This is a genomic window from Paraburkholderia sp. CNPSo 3272, assembly GCF_024206495.1.
In the GTDB taxonomy this organism is placed as follows: domain Bacteria; phylum Pseudomonadota; class Gammaproteobacteria; order Burkholderiales; family Burkholderiaceae; genus Paraburkholderia.
In genome coordinates this window covers 385,086-407,942 of record NZ_JAMBPQ010000001.1, presented here as the reverse complement: position 1 = coordinate 407,942, position 22,857 = coordinate 385,086, and the positions used below count along the sequence as shown (strand labels likewise).

Genomic DNA, 22,857 nt, shown 5'->3' with positions numbered 1-22,857 from the left:
GCGGCGCTCAGCCGCCGCGCGTCGTCACGGGCACCCACACGCCTTTCTTCACCTGCCAGAGCGTGGAGGCGCCGTTCTTGAGCGAGCCGTCCGGCTCGAAGGCGATGCGGCCCGTCACGCCGTCGAAGGCCAGCGCCTTGAGGGCGCTGCGGTAGACCTCGGGTTGCGCCGATTTCGCGTTGACCATCGCGTGGATCGCGGCCCACGCCGCATCGTAGCCGAACGGCGCGTAAGCGAGCACGTTGGTGCCGAAGCGGGCTTTATAGGCCTGCTCGAAACGCGGGCCCTCCGGCAACTGCGCGAGCGGGCGGCCGTACTCCCAGGCCATCGCGCCTTCTGCGGCTGCGCCCGCGGCCTGGGTGAAGTACGCGTTCGCCACGCCGCCGCCGCCCACGAACTGCGCGTTCATGCTGCGCGCCTTCATCTGCTTCGCGAGCGCCGCGCCCTGGTGCGCGAGACCGCCGAAGTAGAGCAGATCGGCATCGGCGGCCTTGATTTTCGCGAGCTGCGGACCGAAGTCGCTCGCGATGCTTTCCGCGAACTCGCGCGCGACCACGTTGCCGCCATGCTCGCGCACCGCGCGCTCGAATACGTCCGCTTCGCCCTGACCGAAGGCGGTGCGGTCGTCGATGATGGCCACGCGTTTGGCCTTCATGACGTCCACGGCCCAGGCGCCGGCGATGCCTGCGTTCTGCGCGTCGTTTGCAATCACCATGAAGGTGTTGGCGAAGCCTTGCGACGTGATGACGGGATTGGTGGCCGCGGGGCTGATCATCGGAATGCCCGCGCTCTCGTAGATGCGCGAGGCCGGAATGGCCGAGCCCGAGTTGAAGTGCCCGACCACGGCGTTGACCCCCTGGTTCGCGAGCGTCGCCGCGGCCTGCACGCCGAGGCGCGGGTCGCTGCGGTCGTCGATGGGCACCAGTTGGAAGTGAGCCGTCTGCTCGCCGATCTTGAGGTTTTGCGCGTTCGCTTCGTCGAGGGCGAGCTGCACGCCGTTTTGCAGATCGCGGCCGTAATTGGCGTAGTCGCCCGAGAGCGGCGAGACGAAGCCGATGCGCACGTCGAGCGGGCCGGCGGCGAGCGCGCTGCGGCTCGCACCGAGCGTCCCGACGGTGGCCAGCGCGCCAATCAGGAGCCCTGCCGCAAGATTGCGGCACGCACGGTGAGGCGTGGAGAATGCGCGGGCGCTAACGGTTTCAGGCGCGGCAGCGAGACTCATCATGACTCCTTGCGCGACAGCGGCGCCGTGTTCTTGTGTGCGTTTTGTCCGGGTACGCCGCGCCGCGCGCCGGCGTGGCGAGGCGGGGCGTCTCGTCTTCGGGTCTTGCGTCTTGCTGTTTGCGACTGCGGCTTGCCGGAACGGCTGTGCGACGGCTGCGCGCCTGGGTGGGGTGTCTCAGCCAGCTCCCCCTGTGCGCCGGCTGGGCGCGCGCCTTCGTGAGGCGGCGGATGGCGAGGAATATATCAGGCCGCCCGGTCAGCCGCTCCCGCCGTGTCGCGCGCTCGGGCTACTCGCCCCTTTGCAGTTCGAAGAGCGCCTCGCGCAGGCGCACGAGCGGCGCCATGGTGTCGGCGCTCGCCCATCCTTCGAGGTCGTCGAGCGCGCGGTTGCAGCCGTCGAGCAGCACGTCCAGATCGACGGGAATGCCGTTGGCGAGCGCGAAGCGAATCGTCGCTTCGAAGCGTTCGCATTCGTCGTCGCCGTACGAGATGTCGAGCGTGTCGGCAATGGTCTGGGCGATGTCGCTGCGTTCGCGCTCGCTCACGTCGACGAAGTCGATGATGCCGCGCGCGACGTCGGGCGCATGGTAAAGCGCGATGTCGAGCCACACGGCGGCGTCGAAACCGCTTTCGTGGCTTTGTTCCTCGAAGTATTCGATGGCTTCCTGCTCGTGGGTCTCGCCGGCGGCGACGGCGAGGCAAAGCTGCTCGAAATACTCTTCCTGTTCGCTACGGATTGAATCGGACATCGGTCATTCTCTAAAGACGGTGGGCGCCGCGGCCGCGCACTGTGTTGGCCGCTGCGAATCATGCGGACGGCATTATAGGCTGGCCGCGCGCGCCCCTCTTCAGTTTAGGCAGCTTCCACCGCCCAGGCGTCGAACCATTCGCGCGGGCGCGCGATCTGGTCTTGCGCCGCGACGATTTCCAGCTCGTAACGGCCTGCGTCGTAAGTCGCCTTCACCACGGCGTGCACGGCCGCGAGCGTGTGTTCCAACGCGCGGCGCAGCGAGTCGCCGAGCATCAGGCGCGCGACGAACACCGCGCTCGTCACGTCGCCCACGCCCACCGGCTGGCGCGCGAACGGGTAGAGCGGGCGCTGGCCGAGCCATGCTTCATGCTCGGTCACGACGAGCATGTTGAAGCGGTCGGCGGGGCTGTTGCGGTCGAGCAGATGCTTTACGAGGACCAGCTTCGGGCCGCGGCGCAACAGGTCGCGGCACGCGAGCACGCCTTCTTCGGCGGTTTCGATCTCGCGGCCCACGAGCCGTTGCAGCTCGGTGTGATTCGGGATCATCGCGTCGGCGACCTCGGGCATGTTGCGCACGAGGAACTCCTGAATGCCGGGCTCGACGCGGCAGCCGTTCTCGGCGTTGAGCGTGCCCATCACCGGGTCGCAGAAATAGCGCGCCTGCGGGTTGGCGGCTTTCACGGCGCGCACCACGTCGATCACGGCCTGAGCCTGCTCTGGTGTGCCGAGGTATCCCGACAGCACCGCATCACAGCGCGGCAGCACGCCGATCGCGCCGATCCCGTCGACGAGGTCCATGACCTCTTCCGAGCCGATGGCGGCGCCGGTCCAGTGGCCATATTGCGTGTGATTCGAGAACTGCACCGTGTTGAGCGGCCAGACATTGACGCCCAGGCGGCGCATGGGAAACACCGCGGCGCTGTTGCCCGCGTGACCGAACACGACGTGCGACTGGATGCTCAAAACGTTTTTCATGGCCGGTCCAGATTTCGTTATCGCTTGCGGCGCTCTAGCAGCGCGCCTTTGCGCAGGTGCAGCAACGATAACCGAATTCGCTGCGCCCGGTCGATGGATGCGTGGGCGCGGTGTTGCGCGCGCGCCCGCGGCCGGCGCCTGCAATGCGCCTGGGCAGGCGCTAGGCCACGACGTGTTGACCGGCCAGCTCGCGATAGAGCGCCATGTAGCGTTGCGCCGACGCCGCCCAGCCGAAGTCCTGCTGCATTGCACGCGTGCGCGTCTCGCGCCAGTCGCGGCTGCGCCCATAAAGCGCGAAGGCGCGGCGAATCGCGGCCGTGAGCGCGTCGGGTTCGAAGCGTTCGAACACGAAGCCGGTGGCGAGACGATCGGCGAGATTTTCCAGCGAGGCGTCGACCACCGTATCGGCGAGTCCGCCCACCCGGTGCACGAGCGGCAGCGCACCATAAGCGAGCGCATAGAGCTGCGTGAGGCCGCACGGCTCGAAGCGCGAGGGGACCATCATCACGTCGGCGCCCGCGACGATCTCGTGCGCCAGCGCCTCGTCGAAGCCCAGCTCCACAGCCACCGATTCGGGATGCTGGTGCGCGGCGCGCGCGTAGCCCTGTTCGAGGCTGGCGTCGCCGGTGCCGAGCACGACGAGCTGCCCGCCGCGCGCGACGATCTCGGGCAGCGCCGCGAGCAGCAGGTCGAGGCCCTTTTGCTCGGTGAGCCGGCTCACCACGCCGAACACCGGGGCGTCGTGCTTCTGCGCGAGCTTCAGGCGCGTCTGCAGCGCCGCTTTGCAGCGCATCTTGCCGCTCTGCCGCGTGGCCGAATAGCGGGTGGCGATGGCCGCGTCGCTCGACGGATTCCAGACGGCGTAGTCCACCCCATTGAGAATGCCGACGAGGTCGTGCGTGCGTCCGCGCAGCAGCGCCTCGAGGCCGCCGCCCTGGGCGACCGTCTGAATCTCGCGTGCGTAGGTCGGGCTCACCGTCGTGATCTTGTCGGCGAAATAGAGGCCTGCTTTCAGAAATGAAAGCTGGCCATAGAACTCCACGCCATGCATGTTGAAGAAGTCGCGCGGCAGGCCGAGCGTGTCGAACTGCTGGGCCGGGAAGATGCCCTGGTAGGCGAGATTGTGGATCGTGAAGATCGAGCGCGCGCCGCCGGGCGCCATGCTCGTGCCGCGCTCGCGCGCCGCCGCGCGCAGATACGCCGGCGCGAGCCCCGCGTGCCAGTCGTGCGCCTGCACGATGGCGGGCGCCCAGTCGGCATCGAGGTGCAGCGCGAGTTGCGCGGCGGTCCAGCCGAGCAGCGCGAAACGTTGCGCGTTGTCGCCGTAGGGCACGTGTTCGGCGTCGAGATAGGGGTTGCCGGGGCGCGCGTAGAACGCGTCGGCGCGGATCATGTAGACGGCAAGCTCGCTGCCGGGCAGGCGCCCGAGTTCCAGCGTCGCCTCGGGCGCGCCGAAGGTGCGCGCGAGGCGCGCGACGGGGCGCAGGTCCTCGAGCCCCGCCGCCACGGGCGCGAAGCCCGGCAGCAGCAGGCGGGCGTCGGCGCCCTGTTCGATCAGCGCGGCGGGCAGGGCGGCGGTGACGTCGGCGAGGCCGCCGGTCTTCAGAAGCGGATACAGCTCGCTGGCTACGTGCAGGACGCGAATGGTCATCGGGAGTCAGTCCTCTCGGTGCTCGGGTTGCTTGCGGGTTGCTTGCGGGTTGTTTGCAGATTGGCGCGCCCGTGAGCGAAGCCGGTCTGGCGGATCGGCTTCGCAAGGCGCATGACTAGCCAGGCATTTTCGCCAGCGCATCGCTCGTGACGAGTACGACGCCGCTTTCGGTGCGATAAAAGCGTTCGGCGTCGCGCGCGGCGTCTTCGCCGATCACGGTGCCGTTGGGAATCGTGCAGCCGCGGTCCACGACGACCTTGCGCAGCCGGCAACTCGTGCCCACCGTCACCTCCGGCAACAAGACTGCCTCGGCAATGTTGCAGAACGACTGCACCACGACATTCGACGAGAGCACCGAGCGCGAGATCTGCGAACCCGAGATCACACTGCCGCCGCACACGATCAGGTTGGTGCCGGAGCCCTGCAGACCGTTGAGGTCGCGCACGAACTTGGCAGGCGGTAACTGTTCCTGGTAGGTCCAGATCGGCCAGTTGCGGTCGTAGAGATCGAGCGCGGGGATGGTCGAGGCGAGGTCGAGGTTGGCGGACCAGTAGGCGTCGACCGTGCCCACGTCGCGCCAGTAGGGTTCGGCGGCCGGGTCCGACGACACGCACGACATGCTGAACGGATGGGCGATCGCATGGCCGTCGCTCACCACGCGCGGAATGATGTCCTTGCCGAAGTCGTGGTCGGTGGCCGAGCGCGCGATGTTCTCTTCAAGCAGTTTGACGAGATAGTTCGTGTCGAACACATAGATGCCCATGCTCGCGAGCGCGATGTCCGGGCGCCCGGGCATGGCGGGCGGATCGTCGGGCTTTTCGACGAAGCCGGTCACGCGGCGCGACTCGTCCACGGCCATCACGCCGAACGCGCATGCTTCCATGCGCGGCACCTCGATGCATCCCACCGTGCAGTCGGCGCCGCTCGCGGCGTGGTCGGCGATCATGCGCGTGTAGTCCATCTTGTAGATGTGGTCGCCGGCCAGCACCACCACGTACTTCGGGCTGATCGAGCGGATGATGTCGAGGTTCTGGTACACGGCGTCGGCGGTGCCCCGATACCAGTGCGCGCCTTCCACACGCTGCTGCGCGGGCCACAGGTCGAGGAATTCGTTGAATTCGCCGCGCAGGAAGCCCCAGCCGCGCTGCAGATGGCGCAAGAGCGAGTGCGCCTTGTACTGCGTGACGACCGCAATGCGGCGGATGCCTGAATTCAGGCAGTTCGAGAGGGCGAAATCGATGATGCGGTACTTGCCGCCGAAATACACGGCCGGCTTCACGCGCTTGTTGGTCAGCGGCCCGAGGCGTGTGCCGCGGCCGCCAGCGAGCACGATGGCGAGGGTGGTGCGTTGCAGATCGTTGAGGCTTGCCGGAGTTTCCATGGTCGTCTCCTTGTTGTGCCCCCCGGTATGGCCGCCGCGGCCCGCCTCGTCGTGCCGGGCCCGCGCGGTCCTACTTTTTCGTGCCTGACGCGTCCCTGACGCGGCGCGTTACGCGATGCAGCACGCGTGCATCGCTCGCGTCGCGGACGTCTCTTGCGTGCTGTATTGACTGTTCTAGCACCGAATGCAGCGTAGCGCGAATTGCCTGTGCGCAGGGCCAGACATGCGCGCCGCATTCGCGCGAGGCGTTGGTGAGCAGCAAATGGCATGCCGCACAGGTTCGCGGGCGAGAAAGCCGGCACGAGCGCAGCGGGGCCGCTAGAATCGCTGGCTGTACCGGCGCCATTTCGCCGTTCTGTTTTCTGTCCGACCTTTCGCCCGATCTCCCGTCGATGAGAGCCATCCTGAACCACACGCTTGCCCGCTTTGCCCCCTTCGTCGTCGCGCTGAGTGCGGCCGCGCTCTGTCACGCCGCCCTCGCTGCCGACCCCGACGCAAGCGGGGCCGCGCCGTCGACGGCGGCGTCAGTGCAAGCCGCGACCGAGACGCCCGACGGCCCCGCGTACGGTCCCGAGCTGGAGGGCTTCGAGTATCCGCATCCCGTGCATGACTTTGCGTTCGTTTCGCAGGGCCAAACGCTGCATATGGCGTACATGGACGTGCAGCCCGCGAAACCGAACGGACGCACCGTGGTCCTGCTGCATGGCAAGAACTTCTGCTCGGCGACGTGGGATGCCAGCATCCGCGAGTTGCACGCCGCGGGCTACCGCGTGATCGCGCCGGACCAGATCGGCTTTTGCAAATCGAGCAAGCCCGCTGCGTATCAGTTCAGCTTCCAGCAGCTCGCGCGCAACACGCATGCGCTGCTCGCGGCGCTCGGCGTGCATGATGCGACGATTGTCGGTCATTCGACGGGCGGCATGCTCGCGGTGCGCTACGCACTCATGTATCCGCGCGAAACCGAGCAGCTCGTGCTCGTGAACCCGATCGGGCTCGAAGACTGGAAGGCGAAGGGCGTGCCGTCGATTTCGGTGGACGACTGGTACGCGCGCGAACTCAAGACGAGCGCCGACGGTATTCGCCGCTACGAGCAGGCCACTTATTACGCGGGCCAGTGGCGGCCGGCCTACGAGCCGTGGGTGCAGATGCTCGCGGGCATGTATCGCGGGCCGGGCAAGACGCAGGTAGCGTGGGACTCCGCGCTGCTCTACGACATGATCTACACGCAGCCGGTGATCTATGAGTTCGGCCAGTTGCAGATGCCGACGCTCTTGCTCATCGGCGACAAGGACACGACCGCCATCGGCAAGGATCTCGCGCCGCCCGAGGCGCGCGCACAGCTCGGGCACTATCCGGCGCTGGCGAAAGCCGCGCAGCGCGCCATTCCCCACGCGACGCTCGTTGAATTCGCCGATCTCGGGCACGCGCCGCAGATGCAGGATCCGCGGGCGTTCCATGCCGCGCTGCTCAAGGGCCTCGACGCGTTGAACACATCGCGCTGACGGCGCGCTCGAGGGCGGGCGCGGTGGTTACCGTCCCGCCGCGGCTTCCTTCAATTCCTCGCGCGCTTGCGCCGCCATCTCGAACGAACGCAGGCGCGCCGCGTGATCGTAGATCTGTGCGGTGACGATGAGCTCGTCGGCGCCGGTCTGCTCGATCACCGAGGCGAGGCCCGCGCGCACGGTTTCCTGGTCGCCCACCACGGAGCAGGCGAGCGAGTGCGACACGCCGGCGAGTTCGAACTCGTTGGCCGCGATCTGCTCGACCGGCGCAGGCAACTGCCCCGGCGTGCCGCGCCGCAGATTCACGAACTGCTGCTGCAGCGAGGTGAAGAGAAAGCGCGCTTCTTCGTTGGTGGGCGCGCCGAACACGTTCACGCCGACCATCGCATGGGGCCTCGCGAGCACCGCCGACGGACGGAACTGCGAACGGTACAGACGCAGCGCCGTGAGCAGATGGTCGGGCGCGAAGTGCGAGGCGAACGCGAACGGCAGACCCATGGCCGCCGCGAGCTGGGCGCCATAGAGGCTCGAGCCGAGGATATAGAGCGGCACGTTCAACCCGGCGCCGGGCACCGCGCGCACGCGCTGGCCTTCGACAGGCGCGGCGAAATAGCGCTGCAGTTCGGCCACGTCGTCGGGGAAGCTGTCGGCGCTGCCCTGCAGGTCGCGGCGCAACGCGCGCGCCGTGGTCTGGTCGGTGCCGGGCGCGCGCCCGAGGCCGAGGTCGATGCGGCCGGGGTAGAGCGCTTCGAGCGTGCCGAACTGCTCGGCAATCACGAGCGGCGCGTGGTTCGGCAGCATGATCCCGCCCGAGCCCACGCGGATGGTCTGCGTGCCGCCCGCCACGTAGCCGATCACCACCGAAGTCGCCGCGCTGGCGATCCCCGTCATGTTGTGATGCTCGGCGAGCCAGAAGCGGTGGTAGCCGAGTCGCTCGGCGTGCCGGGCGAGATCGAGCGTGTTGTGCAGCGCGGCGCCGGCATGGGAGCCAGCGGGGATGGGCGAGAGGTCGAGTACGGAGAAGAGGGTCATGGGCTAGCGTGGGCCTGTATCGAGAGCGCGACGCACGTGCCGTGCGTCGCCGGTTTGCTCGACGCGAGGCCGCAAGGCAGTCGCAAGGTGCGGCCATTGTGCCAAACCCCTTTCGTTCATGCTGGCGCCCTTCGGGAACCCATGCCGCCGGCGTGGGTTCAGAAATGGCTGACTGCGCTTACGCCAGTCGATTTGAATATTAACGAGAACCACTCCTGTTTAAATGTCAAGCGCGCTCTTTCAATTCAAAGTTATTAAAGGATCATTTCTATAGGCTTACCGAATTTTTTCGGGGCGGAAAAGCTCTGGAAGGCAGCTGTTTAATCACTGAAATAGTTACGCTTTTACGACTTTGGCAACGCATTTTCCCGCGTCCGTCGGAAGCAACTGACGGAGCTTGCTGATACAATTTTTGGCGTCGAATCGGGGATCGACCATGTCCAATGTTTCATACGATGGTTTATCTCCATTCATTGTTTGTTCAATTGCCTCGCATCGTGCAAACCGGCATCCATTGTCTGGTTTCCTGCTTCAAATTCGTATTGCGGCTAAGATGCGCGGCTTATTCTGGATTTTCAGGGCAGGGAAATGGTACGTGGTGAAACGCGAATTCCGGTCGGGGCACCGCAGGAGCTTCTCCCCTTGCGCGCAGCCCGCGGCGAGCGCGGCTTGGCCCACGTGACCCGGCAAGGCGGCGCGTCATGACGGTGGCGCAGATTTTCGCCATCCCGGCGCCCTGGCCCGCGCTCGTCTGGGTCGTGGTCGTGCTGTGCGGCGTGGCTGCTTTCTACGGCCTCGTGGCCGCGCTGACGATGCCGCGCCTCGGTTCGGCCGCGCTCGTGCGCGAAGCCGCGCGCCGCGCGCGCCGTGCGCAACCGCAGCCCGTGAGTGTGCTCAAGCCCTTGTGCGGCGCCGAGCCGCGTCTCTACGAGAATCTCGCGACCTTCTGCGAACAGCGGCATCCGCGCTTTCAGTTGCTGTTCGGCGTGTCGTCGTCGGCGGATCCGGCCATTGCCGTGGTGCGCCGGTTGCAGGCGGCGTATCCCGGCCACGACATCGAGCTCGTGATCGACCCGCGCGTGCACGGCAGCAATCTCAAGGTGAGCAACCTCATCAATCTGGCGGCGCGCGCGCGCTACGACGCGATCGTCGTGGCCGACAGCGATATCGCCGTCGAGCCCGACTATCTGGAGATCGTCACCGCGCCGCTCGCCGACCCGGACGTGGGCGTCGTGACCTGTCTTTACAGCGCCCGCAGCATCGGTGGTTTCTGGCCCCGCGTGGGCGCGCTCTTCATCAACGAGTGGTTCGCGCCTTCGGTGCGCGTGGCGCATTCCACAGGCTCGCGCGCGTTCGGTTTTGGCGCGACGCTCGCGCTTTCCCGTGCGACGCTCGAGCGTATCGGGGGTTTCGCCGCACTCAAGGACTGTCTCGCCGACGACTATCTGCTCGCCCGCTATGCGCGCGATCATGGCCTCGCCACGGTGCTGGCGCCGGTGGTGGTCGCCACCGACGTGATCGAGCCGACCTTCGGCTCGCTCTGGCTGCGCGAGACGCGCTGGTTGCGCACCATCCGCTCGGTGAATCCGGCGGGCTTCGCTTCGCTGTTCATCACGTTTCCCACGCCGTGGCTCGTGCTGGGCGCGCTGTTCTACGGCCTGCTCGCGGCCGGCGCGGGCATCGGCGCGTGCGCGACGACGCGCGCGGCGCTGGCCGGACTCGCCACGGCCACGATGGCGGGTATCATTGCGCGTTTGATACTGCATGCGCGAGCGAGCGGGAGCTGGCGCGGGTTCTGGCGCGATTTGCCGCTCGTGCCGTTGCGCGACGTGCTGCTGGCTTTGCAGTGGCTTTCCGCCGCGTTCGGCTCGCACGTGATCTGGCGCGGCGTGCGCGTGAGCGTCGCCAATCCCGAGGCCGCAGCGCCTTCCGCCATGGCCAGGCCCGCGAGCGCGCGGCGGCCTGCCGTCGAAGGATCGGACGCTCGCTGAGGTCGCCGCTTTTATACCGCGCTGTTGTAGCGCGCTTTTTATACCGCGCTTTTTATACCGCGCTTTTTATACCGCGCTTTTTATACCGCGCTTTTTATACCGAATTGTCACCTCAATCATCACCCGACACAGTACGGGTACCCGGAGCACTCATCGCATGAAAACGCTGTTTCTGCAGGCCCCGTCGTATGACGGCTTCGACGGTGGCGCGGGCTCGCGCTACCAGGCAAAGCGCGAGATCCGCTCGTTCTGGTATCCCACCTGGCTCGCGCAGCCCGCGGCCCTCGTGCCCGACAGCCGCGTGCTCGACGCGCCGGCCGACGGTCTGGGCGTGGAAGAGACGCTGAAGATTGCAGCCGCATACGACCTCGTCATCATCCACACGAGCACGCCGTCGTTCCCGACCGATGCGCTCTTCAGCGAAGACCTCAAGAAGCGCAAGCCGTCGATCGTCATCGGTCTGGTGGGCGCGAAGGTGCAGGTCGATCCGCACAATTCGCTGACCGCGAGCGAGGCGATCGATTTCGTCTGCCGCGAGGAATTCGACTTCACCTGCAAGGAAATCGCCGAAGGCATGCCGCTGGCCGAGGTCAAGGGCATCTCCTGGCGCGCGAAGGACGGCTCGATCGAGCACAACCCGGGCCGTCCGGTGCTGGAAGACATGGACTCGCTGCCGTTCGTCGCGCCGATCTACAAGCGCGACCTGAAGATCGAGAATTACTTCATCGGCTACCTGAACTACCCGTATGTGTCGATCTACACGGGCCGGGGCTGCAAGTCGCGCTGCACGTTCTGCCTGTGGCCGCAGACCGTGAGCGGCCACGTCTACCGCACGCGTTCGGTCGAGAACGTGCTGGAGGAAGCGAAGTGGATCCGCGAGAACATGCCTGAAGTCAAGGAGCTCATGTTCGACGACGACACCTTCACCGACGACCTGCCGCGCGCCGAAGCGATCGCCATTGGCCTCGGCAAGCTCGGCATGACGTGGTCGTGCAACGCGAAGGCGAACGTGCCGTACAAGACGCTCAAGGTCATGAAGGAAAACGGCCTGCGCCTGCTGCTCGTGGGCTTCGAATCGGGCGACGACCAGATTCTCGTGAACATCAAGAAGGGCGTGCGTACGGACTTCGCGCGCCGCTTCAGCGCCGACTGCAAGAAGCTCGGCATCAAGGTTCACGGCACCTTCATCCTGGGGCTGCCCGGCGAGACGCAGGACACGATCAAGAAGACGATCGAGTATGCGAAGGAAATCAATCCGCATACGATTCAGGTGTCGCTGGCCGCGCCCTATCCGGGCACGACGCTCTACAAGCAGGCCGTGGAAAACGGCTGGATGGAAGAGAACAAGACCATCAACCTGGTGAGCAAGGAAGGCGTGCAACTGGCGGCGATCGGCTATGCGCACCTGTCGCGCGACGAGATCTATCACCACCTCGAACAGTTTTACCGGCAGTTCTATTTCCGGCCGTCGAAGATCTGGGAGATCGTGCGCGAGATGCTCACGAGCTGGGACATGATGAAGCGGCGTCTGCGCGAAGGCGTGGAGTTCTTCCGCTTCCTGCGCGCACACGAGGCATGATGGACCGCTCGTCTCACGATGCGCGCGCGCTCATCTTCACCGCCGACGACTTTGGCCTGCATGAGCGGGTCAATGCGGCGGTGGAGCGCGCGCATCGCGAGGGCGTGCTCGACTGCGCGAGCCTGATGGTGGCCGCGCCCGCCGCGGCGGACGCCGTGGCGCGGGCGCGCCGCACGCCGGGTTTGCGCGTGGGGCTGCATCTGGTGCTGGCCGATGGCGCGGCCATGCTGCCGCGCGCGCAGATTCCCGCGCTCGTCGATTCGCAAGGGCGTTTCGGCGACAACATGGTCCGCGACGGCGTGCGTTTCTTCTTCCTGCCGCACGTGCGCAGGCAGCTCGCAAAGGAGATCCGCGCGCAGTTCGAAGCGTTCGCGGCGACCGGGCTCGCGCTCGATCACGTGAATACGCACAAGCATTTTCACCTGCATCCGACGGTGCTCGCGCTGATCCTCGAGATCGGCCGCGACTATGGTCTGCGTGCGATGCGTCTGCCGCTCGAGGCAGGCGCGCCGTTCGCGCTCAAGCCCTGGCTCGCGCTCGTGCGCGCGCGGCTTGCGCGTGCGGGGGTTGCGCACAACGACTACGTGGTCGGCATCGCGAAGACGGGCGCAATGGACGAGGCAGCCGTGCTCGAGGCGCTCGCGAATCTGCCCGCGCAGGGCGTGGGCGAGATCTACTGCCATCCGGCGCTCGCCGATGAAGCGCGCGAAGGACCCCTCACGCCCTCGATGCAGACGTATCGCCACGCCGACGAATTCGGCGCGCTGATCTCGCCACGCGTCGCCGCGGCGCTCGCGCAAGCGCGCGTGCGCCGGGGCGGCTTCACCGACGTGTTCTTCGGCGCAGCTTCGGGCTGCGGGCTCGCCGCGTCACGCGGCCCCGAGGTGCCGGTGTCATGAAGTGGCTGCAATGGCTGGGCCTGCCCCTCGGGATCGCCATCCTGATTGGTCTCGTCGTCCATAACGGCGCGCACGACGTGCTGCGTGTGATCGGCACGGCAGGCCCCATGCTGCTCTGGCTCGTGCCGTTCCACGCGTTGCCGCTCCTGCTCGACGCGCATGCGTGGCGCCTCCTGCTCGACAAGCGCGCACCGCTGAGCTTCCTCTGGTGGACCGCGACCGTGCGCGAGGCCGTGAACCGGCTGCTGCCCGTGGTCGGCGTGGGCGGCGAACTCGTCGGCATTCGCCTCGCGCGCTGGAAGGTGCGCAATGCGAGCGAGGTCACGGCTTCGGTGATCGTCGAGGTGTTCGTGACGATCGCCGTGCAATACGCGTTCTCGGCGCTCGGCGTCGTGCTGATCGTCGCGGCGACAGGCGACGGCGGTTCGCTGCGCACCATCGTCACGCTCGCACTGGCGCTCGTGCTCTCGGCGCCGCTGCCGGTGCTCGCCGTGCTTCTGGTGCGGCGCGGTGGCGTTTTCCATGCGATCGAACGCTGGGCCGCGAAGCTGCTCGGCGCCGATAATCCACTCATGCTCGGCATCGACGGCAAGCAGCTCGATGCCGATCTCGACGCGCTGATGTCGCGCACGGGCCTCATGGTCCGCGCTTTCTTCTGGCAGCTCGGCGGCTACATGCTCGGCGCGTTCGAGACGTGGTGGGCGCTCGCGCTGCTCGGCCATCCGGTGACGGTGGGCGATGCGCTCGCCATCGAAGCCATCACCCAGGCCGTGCGCCATGCCGCCTTCATGGTGCCCGCCGGCCTCGGCGTGCAGGAAGTCGCCGTGGTGCTGCTCGCGCAGCTTTTTGGCGTGAGCCAGGACGTGGCGTTCTCGCTCGCGCTCGTCAAGCGCATGCGCGAAGTGGTGTTCGGCGTGCTCGCGCTGCTCTCGTGGCAGGCCGCGGAAATCGTTCGCACACGTCGCGCCATGCGCCACGGCGCGCAGGCCGCCGCGCAGTCTGCTGATGCGCTGCCCGCCGCGGCGAGCGTGTCCGCACGCGCGCCCCGCCCGAAGCGGGACTCGCAGCACGAAGAGGTCCATTGACGGTACATTGTGGACATGTCGGTGCGCGGCGGATCGGCGCGCGTCGACGCAAGCCCATGTTGATGCGTTAGCAAGAACATGAAGCCCACGTTTTCATTCACGCGTTCGCTCGCGCTCGCGTGCGCCGCCACGGCGGCGTTCACGCTTTCCGGCTGCGACGATCACCAGTTCGATGCCATGCTCGACACCATCCGGCAGGGATTCAAGGCGTTCTTCGATTCCGTGAAGCCCGACGCGCTGCTGCTCAAGGGCCTCACGCCCGGCGTCTCTACGCTCGAGCAGGTGCGAGAGCAAATGGGCAAGCCCGAGACCGAGCGCGTGTTCGACGACGGCTCGCGGCGCCTCGAATATCCGCGCGGCCCGCAGGGCCTCAATACCTGGATGGTCGACATCGGTCCGAACGGGCGACTCGTGGCCATCACTCAGGCGCTCACGGCTGAAAACTTCGCGAAGATCCGTGTCGGCATGAGTGAGGACGAGGTCCGGCGCTTACTCGGTAAGCCCGGGCAGGTGGCCGGCTACCGCTTGAAGAAGGAGACGGTGTGGAGCTGGAAGTGGCTGGAAGGGGGCGTGACGCCCGAAGCGTATTTCAACGTGCATTTCGGACCGGACGGGCGAGTCACGACGACCTCGCGCTCGGACGTGATCCGCGGTCGTTGACTCCGTCGACGCAGTTGACCCAGGGCCACGCAAGGAGGCGCGCATGATGAACCGGCGACGGCCCAAGCGTGTGGGACTCGTGCTCGGCGGGGGCGCGGCGCGCGGCTGGGCGCATATCGGCGCGATCCGCGCGCTCGAGGAAGCGGGCATCAAGCCCGACGTGGTGTGCGGTACATCGATCGGCGCGCTGGTCGGCGCCGTGTACGCGAACGGCGATCTCGACTGGCTCGAGGACTGGGTGGGCAAGCTCACCTGGCAGACCGTGGTGCGCCTGCTCGACTTGCGTTTCTCGGGCGGCCTGCTCGGCGGGCGCAAGGTGATCGACCTGTTTGCGCACCAGTTCAACGGCCGCTCGATCGATGACCTGAGGCTGCCGTTCACGGCGGTCGCCACCGAACTCGACACCGGGCGCGAAGTCTGGCTGCGCGAAGGCGGCGTGGTGGATGCCGTGCGCGCGTCGATCGCGATTCCCGGCATCTTCACGCCTATCTGGCATGACGGCGTGTGGCTCGTGGACGGCGGACTGAGCAACCCGGTGCCGGTGTCTGCCGCGCGCGCGATGCGTGCGGACACCGTGATCGCCATCGATCTCAATCACGACATTCTCAACGGCCGCGACCTGGGCGGTGCGATCGACACGATGCCGCGCGAGCTGCCCGTGGAGGCGAGCGACGCGGCGACGGCGGCGTCGGCTGCCCTGGCGGCCAGCGGCGGCGCCAATGGAGCGGAAAACAACGAAGCGGCGCCCGAACCGCTCCTGCGGCGTAACGGCAAGCGCTTTCCGCGCTGGCTGCAGCCAGCAGGCCCCGGCGCGTCGGGCGGCCCGGACGTGCGCGTGGCGCCGCCGCCCAGCACGCGCGTGCCGTCCGTATTGAGCTCGGTGGCGCAGAGCATCGACATCATGCAGGTGCGCATTACGCGCAGCCGCCTTGCCGGCGAGCCCGCCGACGTGCTGATCCAGCCGCGCCTGGGCGGCATGGGGATCTTCGACTTTCATCGCGCCTCGCCCGCCATCGAGGAAGGGCGCGCGGCCGTGCAGTACATGATGCCGGCCATCAAGGCGCAGCTAGGACTGGACTAGGGCGCCTCGAGGGCGCTGTACGTACGCAGATCAAGGACATGCCGTCCCTGTCCTCAGTCCATCGCCGCGAGCCATACCCAGCCGTGCTCCGTGCGGCGTAGCGCCGTCACGGAAAGCGGCGCGATTTCGATCGAGCGAAAAGCCGATGAAGGCGCGCCCAGCGCGTGGAGAATCGCCGCCCGGATCACGCTCGCGTGCGTGAAGGCGATCAGGTTGTGCCCTGAATCGGGCACCGTATCGAGCCAGGCGCCGACGCGCGCGCGGACATCGTCGAACGATTCGCCGCCGCCGGGCGGCCGAAAGCCTGGATCACGTGTCCAGGCCGCGAGGGCTCCGGGCGCTTCACGCGCGAGATCCGTCAGGCGACGGCCCTGCCACGCGCCGAAGGCGGTTTCGGCGAGCGCGTCACCCGTTGTCGCGCCCGCGAAGCCTGCTGCGCGCGCGCTCGCGCGGGCGATCGCGGCGGGACTCGTGAGTGCGCGCGGCGCCTCGCTATTGCGATTACCACCGGCCAGCCGCGCGTGCCAGCGCTCGCGCCATGCGGCAAGCGCCTCGACTGCGCGCGCGTCGAGCGCTTCTTCGGCGTCATCGCCCGCTACTGACACCTCAGGCACCTCAGGCGCTTGCGGGAATATGCCCGAGCGCAGCGCGGCGTTCGCCGCATGACTCACCAGCCAGACTGTCGTCGGCATGCTTCTCCTTACGCGTGACTACTCTTTGGCTGACATTCGGGCCGCGGCCAGCCGTCGCAGCGCGTAGAATACAGGCTCCACGACACGCGGAAGCCGGTGCAAGTCCGGCGCGGTCGCGCCACTGTAACTGGTTGCCGTCGAAAGCATCGAAGCAACGGAAGTCAGACCTGCGCGTCGTGAACCACTCTTTCAACGACTAGCGGGGCGCGTAACCCCAGGAGAAGTCAGCATGTCCGATACCACATTCCCCGTGCAGCACGCACCGGCCGCGCCGGCGCCCATTCCGCTGCGGGAGATCCTGCCCTGGGCCGTCTTCGGCGGCCTCATGCTGCTGCTGGCCCTGTACTTCGTGGGCGCCGAGCAGGGCGCCACGTCGATCTTCCCGGGCATGTACGTCCACGAGTTCGTTCACGACGGCCGCCATCTGCTCGGCTTCCCCTGCCACTGACCGGGAGCTGAATATGGTTGGCAAGTTGCTGGTACGCGGCATGCTCGCAGGCATCGCCGCGGGACTTCTCACGTTCGGCTTCGCGAAGATCGCGGGCGAGCCCCAGGTCGATCAGGCGATCTCCTTCGAGGAGAAAGCCGACGCCGCGAAGGGTGAGGCACCCGATCCCGAAATCGTCAGCCGCAAGACCCAGGCGAGCTTCGGTCTCTTCACGGGCGTGATGGTCTATGGCGCGTCGATCGGCGGGCTCTTCGCGCTCGTTTTCGCGTATGCAAATGGCCGCGTGGGGCGTCTTTCGCCCCGCGCGCTCTCGGCCTGGCTCGCGCTCGCGGCGTTCGTCGCGATCTACATGGTGCCGAACATCAAGTATCCGGCGAATCCGCCCTCGGTCGGCGACCCGGAGACGATCGGCTATCGCACCGGGCTCTTCTTCCTGATGATTGCGGTTTCGATCGCCGTGTCGGTGTTCTCGCTCAAGGTGCGCGCCGCGTTCGTGCCGCGCCTGGGCGTCTGGAACGCTTCGATCGTGGCGCTCGTGCTGTTCGTCGTCGTGATCGGCGCGATCCAACTCGCGTTGCCGACGATCAACGAGGTGCCCGCCGCCTTCCCGGCCGTGCTGCTGTGGAAGTTCCGCACGGTGTCGATCGGCATGCAGGCCATTCTCTGGACGACGATCGGCCTGCTTTTCGGCGCGCTCGCCGAAAAGCTGCTTGGCGCGAACGCCCGTGCGGGCAGCGCACGCGGCACGCAAACGCGCGCCGCTTAAGCTTCGCCGGGGCCGCGGCGCGCATGCGGGACGCCTATCGAAAAAGCGACCCCAAACTTGCGTAAATGCCCCGCGCGCCTCGCGTGCCGGGGCATTTTTTTTCGCCTTTCAAAAGCATCGCGCCCGCGGCTGCGTGGGCCCCATCCGCACGCATGCGTGCGCCGCGCAGCAATGCTGCACTGCAATATCCGCGCCGCGCGAATTTGAGCAATCCATTTTGCACTGAGACGATCCGCGCCAGTTCATCGGTTTCGGCGGCGCGCAGGTGCCGCGCGAGGCCGCCCGAAACGACAAAACAACTTTGTTCCGGAGACGCGCGTGATCCTTTACGGCTTTGGCCCTGTGCTGCTCGCCGGCACGATCCAGACCATCGAGCTTTCGCTCCTCTCGCTCGGCGTGGCCGTGCTGCTCGGTCTGGCTGGCGCGGCGGCCAAGCTCTCGTTCAACCGGCCGCTCGCGGCCGTGGCGACCGCCTACACGACGCTGATCCGCTCGGTGCCCGACCTCGTGCTGATGCTGTTGCTCTTCTACAGCATCCAGATCGGCGTGAACGAGGCCACCGACGCGCTCGGCATGGCGCAGATCGATATCGATCCGTTCGTGGCCGGCGTCGTCACGCTCGGCTTCATCTACGGCGCGTACTTCACCGAAACTTTTCGCGGCGCGTTTCTCGCGGTGCCGCGCGGCCAGCTCGAAGCGGGCCACGCCTACGGCATGAGCGGCGCGCGCGTGTTCGCCCGCATCCTCTTTCCGCAGATGATGCGTTTCGCGCTGCCCGGCATCGGCAACAACTGGCAGGTGCTCGTCAAGGCGACGGCGCTCGTCTCGATCATCGGTCTCGCCGATGTCGTGAAGGCCGCTCAGGACGCGGGCCGCAGCACCTTCAACCTGTTCTTCTTCCTCGTGATCGCGGCGCTCATCTATCTCGCGATCACCACGCTCTCGAACTTCGCGCTCATCTGGCTCGAGCGCCGCTATTCGGTGGGCGTGCGTCACGCGCAACTCTGAGGAAAAGGCCGTCATGAACGAAATCATTCAGCAATTCGGCCGCGCGTTCCTCTACTGGGACGGCGAGCATGTCTCCGGCCTTGCGATGACGCTGTGGCTGCTCGTGATCTCTGTCGCCTTCGGCTTCGTGTGCGCAGTGCCGCTCGCCGTGGCGCGCGTCTCGAGCCGCCGCTGGCTCTCGCTGCCGGTGCGCTTCTACACCTACGTGTTTCGCGGCACGCCGCTCTACGTGCAGTTGCTGCTCATCTACACGGGCGTGTACAGTCTCGCGTTCATCCGTTCGGAGCCGCTGCTCGACGCGTTCTTCCGCAGCGGCCTGAACTGCGCGGTGCTCGCGTTCGCGCTCAACACCTGCGCGTACACGACGGAGATTTTCGCGGGCGCGATTCGCGCTACCTCCCACGGCGAAGTGGAAGCGGCGCGCGCCTACGGCATGAGCCCGTTCACGATGTACTGGCGCGTGGTCCTGCCTTCGGCGCTACGCCGCGCACTGCCGCTGTACAGTAACGAGGTGATCCTGATGCTGCACGCGACCACGGTGGCCTTCACCGCGACGGTGCCCGATATCCTCAAGGTCGCGCGCGACGCCAACTCGGCGACCTACCGCTCGTTCGAGTCGTTCGGCCTCGCTGCGCTGATCTACTGTGCGGTATCGTTCGTGCTGGTGGCCGCGTTCCGCCGTGCCGAAAAACGCTGGCTCGGCCATCTCGCCGTGCGCACCCGCTGATTCACCGGAAACTGGAGGCCATCTTGGCTCAGACGCAATCCTCAGATAGCAAGCTCGTCGCGCGCGACATCCACAAGCGCTACGGCGACAACGAGGTGCTCAAGGGCGTCTCGCTCGACGCGAAGAAGGGCGACGTGATCAGCATCATCGGCGCGAGCGGCTCGGGCAAGAGCACGTTCCTGCGCTGCATCAATTTCCTCGAGAAGCCGAACGCGGGCGAGATCGTGGTGGACGGCGAGGCCGTGCGCACGAAGGCGGGCCGCAACGGCGACCTGGACGTGGCCGATCACAAGCAATTGCAGCGCATCCGCACCAAGCTCGCGATGGTGTTTCAGCACTTCAACCTCTGGTCGCACATGAACGTGCTCGAGAACGTGATGGAAGCGCCTATCCACGTGCTCGGCGTGCCGCGCAAGGAAGCCGAGGACCGCGCGCGGCAGTATCTGGAGAAAGTGGGCCTCGCGCCTCGCGTGGAGAAGCAATATCCCTCGCATCTTTCGGGCGGCCAGCAGCAGCGCGTGGCGATTGCGCGCGCGCTCGCGATGCATCCCGACGTGATGCTGTTCGACGAACCGACTTCGGCGCTCGACCCCGAACTCGTGGGCGAAGTACTCAAGGTGATGCAAAAACTGGCAGAAGAGGGCCGCACGATGATCGTCGTCACGCACGAAATGGGCTTTGCGCGCAATGTCTCGAATCATGTGATGTTCCTGCACCAGGGGCGCACGGAGGAAGAGGGCGCGCCCGCCGATGTGCTCGGCGCGCCGAAGAGCGATCGCCTGCGCCAGTTCCTCTCGGGCAGTCTCAAGTAAGCGGCGCGTTCAATCTCGCGCCTCGTCTCGCCGATGGTCCGTTCCACCGTTCGTTCTCCTGCTGCCGTTCCTGCTGCCGCGCCAGGCGGCCAGGCGCCGCTCGCGCGCGCCGGCCGCACGACCCAGGTGGCGATCGTCGCGCTGCCGCCTGTTTCGATGTCGGGCGTGGGCCCGATCGTCGACGCGCTCAATCTCGCCAACGAGATCGACGGCCGCGCGCTGTACCGCTGGCAGATGTGCTCGTGGAACGGCCGCCCGGTGCCGCTCGCGGGCGGCGCGCAGTGGCCCGCCGACTGCGCGTTCGGCGACGCCGTTGCGGCCGACTGGCTGATTGTCGTTACCGAGCGCTACCAGCAGTTCGCCGACTACCGGCTCTTTCTCGCAAGCCTCGCGCGCGTGGGCCAGCGCACGCCGCTCGTCACGGGCATTCACCACGGCATCTGGTGGCTCGCGATGGCGGGGCAGTTGCAGGGCTACCGCGTGGCCGCGAACTGGGAGACGTTCCAGCAGTTCGCCGAGCAGTTCGAACGCACCATCGTCACGCAGCACATCTACGAAATCGACCGCGACCGCGCGACCTGCTCGGGCGGTCAGGCCACGCTCGACTTCATGCTCGCGATGATCGGCCGCGACCACGGCCCGGAACTCGCCGAGCGCATTGCCGACGCGCTGGGCGCGAGCACGCTGCGCAGCGGCGACGAGCGTCAGCGCATTCCGTTCGTGACCGCGCCCGGTGAGCGGCACCCGCGCCTGAACGACGCGCTCAAGCTGATGGAGGCGAATATCGAAGACCCGCTCACGACCGACGAGATCGCGAATCTCGTGGGCGTGTCGCGGCGTCAGCTCGAGCGGCTCTTTCGCCAGTACCTCGGCGCGATGCCGTCGAAGTATTACCTCGGCCTGCGTCTGGCCAAGGCGCGCTCGCAGTTGCAGCGCACTAGCAAGTCGGTGGTGCAGATCAGTCTCGCGTGCGGGTTTTCGTCGGCGGCGCATTTTTCGAATGCGTATCGCGAGCGCTTCGGCGTGACACCGCGCGAGGATCGCCGCAACTGGATCGAGCGCCAGCACGGCGGGGCCGCCGCCGAGCCGCGCGCAGGCGCGCTCGTGGAGCCGCCGGAAATTCAATGAACGCGGCCGCGGCGCATCAAGCGCGCGGACCTTGCGGGTTCCGTACGAAAAAACGCGTCGCGCCTGCGCAAGACGTTTGCGCGCAGCTTGCCTACACTGCACAAGTGTCGACGGGACTTGTGCGCTTGAGCGCTTAGTCCCGTCCCATGCAACGCCACCTGAGCGAAAGGGCGCGGCCCCCACGCACACCGACCCCGAATTCGACACGCACTGAGTAAAAGAGGAATCGCCATGAACGACCAGACTGTGAGCCGCAAGACCTTCGACGAAGTGATGGTGCCGTGTTTCTCGCCCGCGCCGTTCGTGCCGGATCGCGGTGTCGGCTCGCGCGTGTGGGATACCGAAGGCCGCGATTACATCGACTTCGCCTGCGGCATCGCCGTGACCTCGCTCGGCCACGCGCATCCGGAGCTGCTGCGCGTGCTCCAGGAGCAGGGCAGCAAGCTCTGGCACATCGGCAACGGCTACACCAACGAGCCGGTGCTGCGTCTCGCGCGCCAGCTCGAAGCGCTCACGTTCGCCGATCGCGCGTTCTTCGCGAACTCGGGCGCGGAAGCCAATGAGGCGGCGCTCAAGCTCGCGCGCCGCGTGGCGTTCGATCGGCACGGCGCCGACAAGTTCGAGATCGTCTCGTTCACGCAGTCGTTCCATGGCCGCACGTTCTTCACGGTGAGCGTGGGCGGCCAGCCCAAGTATTCGGAAGGCTTCGGGCCCGTGCCGGGCGGCATCACGCATCTGCCGTACAACGACATCGAAGCGGCGAAGCGCGCCATCGGCGCGCAGACCTGCGCCGTGATCGTCGAGCCGGTGCAGGGCGAGGGCGGTGTGATTCCCGCCGATCCCGCCTTCCTGCGCGCGCTGCGCGAAGCGTGCGATGCGCACGGCGCGCTGCTCATTTTCGACGAAGTGCAAACGGGCGTGGGCCGCACGGGCCACTTCTACGCGTACGAAGATACGGGCGTCACGCCCGACATCCTCACGACGGCAAAGGCGCTCGGCAACGGCTTCCCGATCGGCGCGATGCTGACGACCGAAGCGATTGCCGCGCACTTCAAGGTGGGCGTGCATGGCACGACCTATGGCGGCAATCCGCTGGGCGCCGCCCTTGCGGGCAAGGTGGTCGAGCTGGTGAGCGATCCGGCGCTGCTGGCGGGCGTGCGTGCGCGCGGCGAAGCGATTCGCGCAAAGCTCGCGAAGCTCAACGAGCGTTTCGACATGTTCAAGGAAGTGCGCGGCAAGGGGCTTCTGATCGGCGCCGAACTGAATGCGCGCTTTGCGGGCCGCGCCAAGGACTTCAACGGGGCGGCCGCGAACCGCGGCGTGATGATGCTGATTGCGGGGCCGGACGTGCTGCGCTTCGCGCCCTCGCTCATCATTCCCGAAGCGGACCTCGACGAAGGCTTTGCGCGCTTCGAGCAGGCCTGCGCAGATGTGATCGGCGCACGCTAAATCGCAACCCAGCCGC

Annotated in this window: 21 protein-coding genes and 1 riboswitch; of the genes, 14 read left to right on the top strand and 7 right to left on the bottom strand. The window is 67.0% G+C overall.

Annotated features, from left to right (window positions below):
- Positions 1 to 7: 7 nt before the first annotated feature.
- From M3I53_RS01970 to glgC, 5 genes are all read right to left on the bottom strand, one after another.
- Positions 8 to 1,225 carry a branched-chain amino acid ABC transporter substrate-binding protein gene (locus M3I53_RS01970; RefSeq protein ID WP_254314288.1) on the bottom strand — a complete coding sequence of 406 codons (1,218 nt, stop codon included), beginning with the start codon at positions 1,223 to 1,225 and terminating at the stop codon, positions 8 to 10.
- A gap of 286 nt (positions 1,226 to 1,511) precedes the next feature.
- On the bottom strand, positions 1,512 to 1,973 hold the full coding sequence (locus tag M3I53_RS01965) for a hypothetical protein (protein ID WP_254314287.1): 462 nt from the start codon (positions 1,971 to 1,973) through the stop codon (positions 1,512 to 1,514).
- A 104-nt stretch (positions 1,974 to 2,077) separates the two neighbouring features.
- Positions 2,078 to 2,950: a pyridoxal kinase PdxY gene (gene pdxY / locus M3I53_RS01960; RefSeq protein WP_254314286.1), complete on the bottom strand. Its 873-nt coding sequence runs from the start codon at positions 2,948 to 2,950 to the stop codon at positions 2,078 to 2,080.
- A 160-nt stretch (positions 2,951 to 3,110) separates the two neighbouring features.
- A complete protein-coding gene (gene glgA, locus M3I53_RS01955) occupies positions 3,111 to 4,601 on the bottom strand; it encodes a glycogen synthase GlgA (RefSeq protein WP_254314285.1) in 1,491 nt (496 codons plus the stop codon).
- Positions 4,602 to 4,716: 115 nt separating this feature from the next.
- A complete protein-coding gene (gene glgC / locus M3I53_RS01950) occupies positions 4,717 to 5,982 on the bottom strand; it encodes a glucose-1-phosphate adenylyltransferase (protein WP_254314284.1) in 1,266 nt (421 codons plus the stop codon).
- Positions 5,983 to 6,374: 392 nt separating this feature from the next.
- Here glgC and M3I53_RS01945 point away from each other — a divergent pair, with 392 nt between their 5' ends.
- Positions 6,375 to 7,484, top strand: a complete 1,110-nt coding sequence (locus M3I53_RS01945; RefSeq protein ID WP_254314283.1) for an alpha/beta fold hydrolase — start codon at positions 6,375 to 6,377, stop codon at positions 7,482 to 7,484.
- Between the two features lie 27 nt (positions 7,485 to 7,511).
- Here the strand turns inward: M3I53_RS01945 and M3I53_RS01940 are convergent, their stop codons facing one another.
- Positions 7,512 to 8,516: an LLM class flavin-dependent oxidoreductase gene (locus M3I53_RS01940; RefSeq protein WP_254314282.1), complete on the bottom strand. Its 1,005-nt coding sequence runs from the start codon at positions 8,514 to 8,516 to the stop codon at positions 7,512 to 7,514.
- A 701-nt stretch (positions 8,517 to 9,217) separates the two neighbouring features.
- On the opposite strand from M3I53_RS01940, the gene hpnI reads away from it, so the two are divergent.
- From hpnI to M3I53_RS01910, 6 genes are all read left to right on the top strand, one after another.
- Positions 9,218 to 10,507 (top strand): bacteriohopanetetrol glucosamine biosynthesis glycosyltransferase HpnI, encoded by a 1,290-nt coding sequence (hpnI, locus tag M3I53_RS01935; RefSeq protein ID WP_254314281.1) that lies wholly within the window; start codon positions 9,218 to 9,220, stop codon positions 10,505 to 10,507.
- Between the two features lie 157 nt (positions 10,508 to 10,664).
- A complete protein-coding gene (hpnJ, locus tag M3I53_RS01930) occupies positions 10,665 to 12,086 on the top strand; it encodes a hopanoid biosynthesis associated radical SAM protein HpnJ (protein ID WP_254314280.1) in 1,422 nt (473 codons plus the stop codon).
- A complete protein-coding gene (hpnK, locus tag M3I53_RS01925) occupies positions 12,086 to 12,985 on the top strand; it encodes a hopanoid biosynthesis-associated protein HpnK (protein ID WP_254314279.1) in 900 nt (299 codons plus the stop codon). Before hpnJ ends, hpnK begins: the two co-directional genes overlap by 1 nt.
- Complete coding sequence (locus M3I53_RS01920; RefSeq protein WP_254314278.1) at positions 12,982 to 14,070, top strand: lysylphosphatidylglycerol synthase domain-containing protein; 1,089 nt, start codon at positions 12,982 to 12,984, stop codon at positions 14,068 to 14,070. Before hpnK ends, M3I53_RS01920 begins: the two co-directional genes overlap by 4 nt.
- A gap of 78 nt (positions 14,071 to 14,148) precedes the next feature.
- Positions 14,149 to 14,730, top strand: coding sequence for a hypothetical protein (locus M3I53_RS01915; protein WP_375542447.1), 582 nt, complete (start codon positions 14,149 to 14,151; stop codon positions 14,728 to 14,730).
- Between the two features lie 43 nt (positions 14,731 to 14,773).
- Entirely contained in the window at positions 14,774 to 15,811 is a 1,038-nt protein-coding gene (locus M3I53_RS01910; protein ID WP_254314277.1) for a patatin-like phospholipase family protein, read from the top strand.
- 53 nt (positions 15,812 to 15,864) lie between these two features.
- Here the strand turns inward: M3I53_RS01910 and M3I53_RS01905 are convergent, their stop codons facing one another.
- The gene (locus tag M3I53_RS01905) at positions 15,865 to 16,503 is read right to left on the bottom strand and encodes a histidine phosphatase family protein (RefSeq protein WP_254314276.1); all 639 of its coding nucleotides are present in this window, start codon (positions 16,501 to 16,503) and stop codon (positions 15,865 to 15,867) included.
- Positions 16,504 to 16,547: 44 nt separating this feature from the next.
- Positions 16,548 to 16,693: riboswitch (cobalamin riboswitch) on the top strand.
- A 39-nt stretch (positions 16,694 to 16,732) separates the two neighbouring features.
- Here M3I53_RS01905 and M3I53_RS01900 point away from each other — a divergent pair.
- The 7 genes from M3I53_RS01900 to M3I53_RS01870 all read left to right on the top strand — a co-directional run bounded on the left by M3I53_RS01900 (position 16,733) and on the right by M3I53_RS01870 (position 22,841).
- Complete coding sequence (locus M3I53_RS01900; RefSeq protein ID WP_254314275.1) at positions 16,733 to 16,951, top strand: CbtB-domain containing protein; 219 nt, start codon at positions 16,733 to 16,735, stop codon at positions 16,949 to 16,951.
- A 13-nt stretch (positions 16,952 to 16,964) separates the two neighbouring features.
- Positions 16,965 to 17,717 carry a CbtA family protein gene (locus tag M3I53_RS01895; RefSeq protein WP_254314274.1) on the top strand — a complete coding sequence of 251 codons (753 nt, stop codon included), beginning with the start codon at positions 16,965 to 16,967 and terminating at the stop codon, positions 17,715 to 17,717.
- A 318-nt stretch (positions 17,718 to 18,035) separates the two neighbouring features.
- Positions 18,036 to 18,725, top strand: a complete 690-nt coding sequence (locus M3I53_RS01890) for an ABC transporter permease (protein WP_158758057.1) — start codon at positions 18,036 to 18,038, stop codon at positions 18,723 to 18,725.
- Positions 18,726 to 18,738: 13 nt separating this feature from the next.
- Positions 18,739 to 19,452, top strand: coding sequence for an ABC transporter permease (locus tag M3I53_RS01885; RefSeq protein WP_028204763.1), 714 nt, complete (start codon positions 18,739 to 18,741; stop codon positions 19,450 to 19,452).
- 20 nt (positions 19,453 to 19,472) lie between these two features.
- Positions 19,473 to 20,264: an ABC transporter ATP-binding protein gene (locus M3I53_RS01880; RefSeq protein ID WP_069267914.1), complete on the top strand. Its 792-nt coding sequence runs from the start codon at positions 19,473 to 19,475 to the stop codon at positions 20,262 to 20,264.
- Positions 20,265 to 20,420: 156 nt separating this feature from the next.
- Positions 20,421 to 21,392 (top strand): GlxA family transcriptional regulator, encoded by a 972-nt coding sequence (locus M3I53_RS01875; RefSeq protein WP_254314384.1) that lies wholly within the window; start codon positions 20,421 to 20,423, stop codon positions 21,390 to 21,392.
- Between the two features lie 231 nt (positions 21,393 to 21,623).
- Positions 21,624 to 22,841, top strand: a complete 1,218-nt coding sequence (locus M3I53_RS01870; protein WP_254314273.1) for an aspartate aminotransferase family protein — start codon at positions 21,624 to 21,626, stop codon at positions 22,839 to 22,841.
- Positions 22,842 to 22,857 lie beyond the last annotated feature (16 nt).

Coding starts and splice junctions, on each gene's coding strand:
- M3I53_RS01870 (WP_254314273.1), top strand. CDS start 21,624: ATGAACGACCAGACTGTGAGCCGCAAGACCTTCGACGAAGTGATGGTG.
- M3I53_RS01970 (WP_254314288.1), bottom strand. CDS start 1,225: ATGATGAGTCTCGCTGCCGCGCCTGAAACCGTTAGCGCCCGCGCATTC.
- glgC (WP_254314284.1), bottom strand. CDS start 5,982: ATGGAAACTCCGGCAAGCCTCAACGATCTGCAACGCACCACCCTCGCC.
- M3I53_RS01905 (WP_254314276.1), bottom strand. CDS start 16,503: ATGCCGACGACAGTCTGGCTGGTGAGTCATGCGGCGAACGCCGCGCTG.
- glgA (WP_254314285.1), bottom strand. CDS start 4,601: ATGACCATTCGCGTCCTGCACGTAGCCAGCGAGCTGTATCCGCTTCTG.
- M3I53_RS01900 (WP_254314275.1), top strand. CDS start 16,733: ATGTCCGATACCACATTCCCCGTGCAGCACGCACCGGCCGCGCCGGCG.
- hpnK (WP_254314279.1), top strand. CDS start 12,086: ATGGACCGCTCGTCTCACGATGCGCGCGCGCTCATCTTCACCGCCGAC.
- pdxY (WP_254314286.1), bottom strand. CDS start 2,950: ATGAAAAACGTTTTGAGCATCCAGTCGCACGTCGTGTTCGGTCACGCG.
- M3I53_RS01895 (WP_254314274.1), top strand. CDS start 16,965: ATGGTTGGCAAGTTGCTGGTACGCGGCATGCTCGCAGGCATCGCCGCG.
- M3I53_RS01945 (WP_254314283.1), top strand. CDS start 6,375: ATGAGAGCCATCCTGAACCACACGCTTGCCCGCTTTGCCCCCTTCGTC.
- M3I53_RS01915 (WP_375542447.1), top strand. CDS start 14,149: ATGAAGCCCACGTTTTCATTCACGCGTTCGCTCGCGCTCGCGTGCGCC.
- M3I53_RS01940 (WP_254314282.1), bottom strand. CDS start 8,516: ATGACCCTCTTCTCCGTACTCGACCTCTCGCCCATCCCCGCTGGCTCC.
- hpnJ (WP_254314280.1), top strand. CDS start 10,665: ATGAAAACGCTGTTTCTGCAGGCCCCGTCGTATGACGGCTTCGACGGT.
- M3I53_RS01910 (WP_254314277.1), top strand. CDS start 14,774: ATGATGAACCGGCGACGGCCCAAGCGTGTGGGACTCGTGCTCGGCGGG.
- M3I53_RS01920 (WP_254314278.1), top strand. CDS start 12,982: ATGAAGTGGCTGCAATGGCTGGGCCTGCCCCTCGGGATCGCCATCCTG.
- M3I53_RS01885 (WP_028204763.1), top strand. CDS start 18,739: ATGAACGAAATCATTCAGCAATTCGGCCGCGCGTTCCTCTACTGGGAC.
- M3I53_RS01965 (WP_254314287.1), bottom strand. CDS start 1,973: ATGTCCGATTCAATCCGTAGCGAACAGGAAGAGTATTTCGAGCAGCTT.
- M3I53_RS01875 (WP_254314384.1), top strand. CDS start 20,421: ATGTCGGGCGTGGGCCCGATCGTCGACGCGCTCAATCTCGCCAACGAG.
- hpnI (WP_254314281.1), top strand. CDS start 9,218: ATGACGGTGGCGCAGATTTTCGCCATCCCGGCGCCCTGGCCCGCGCTC.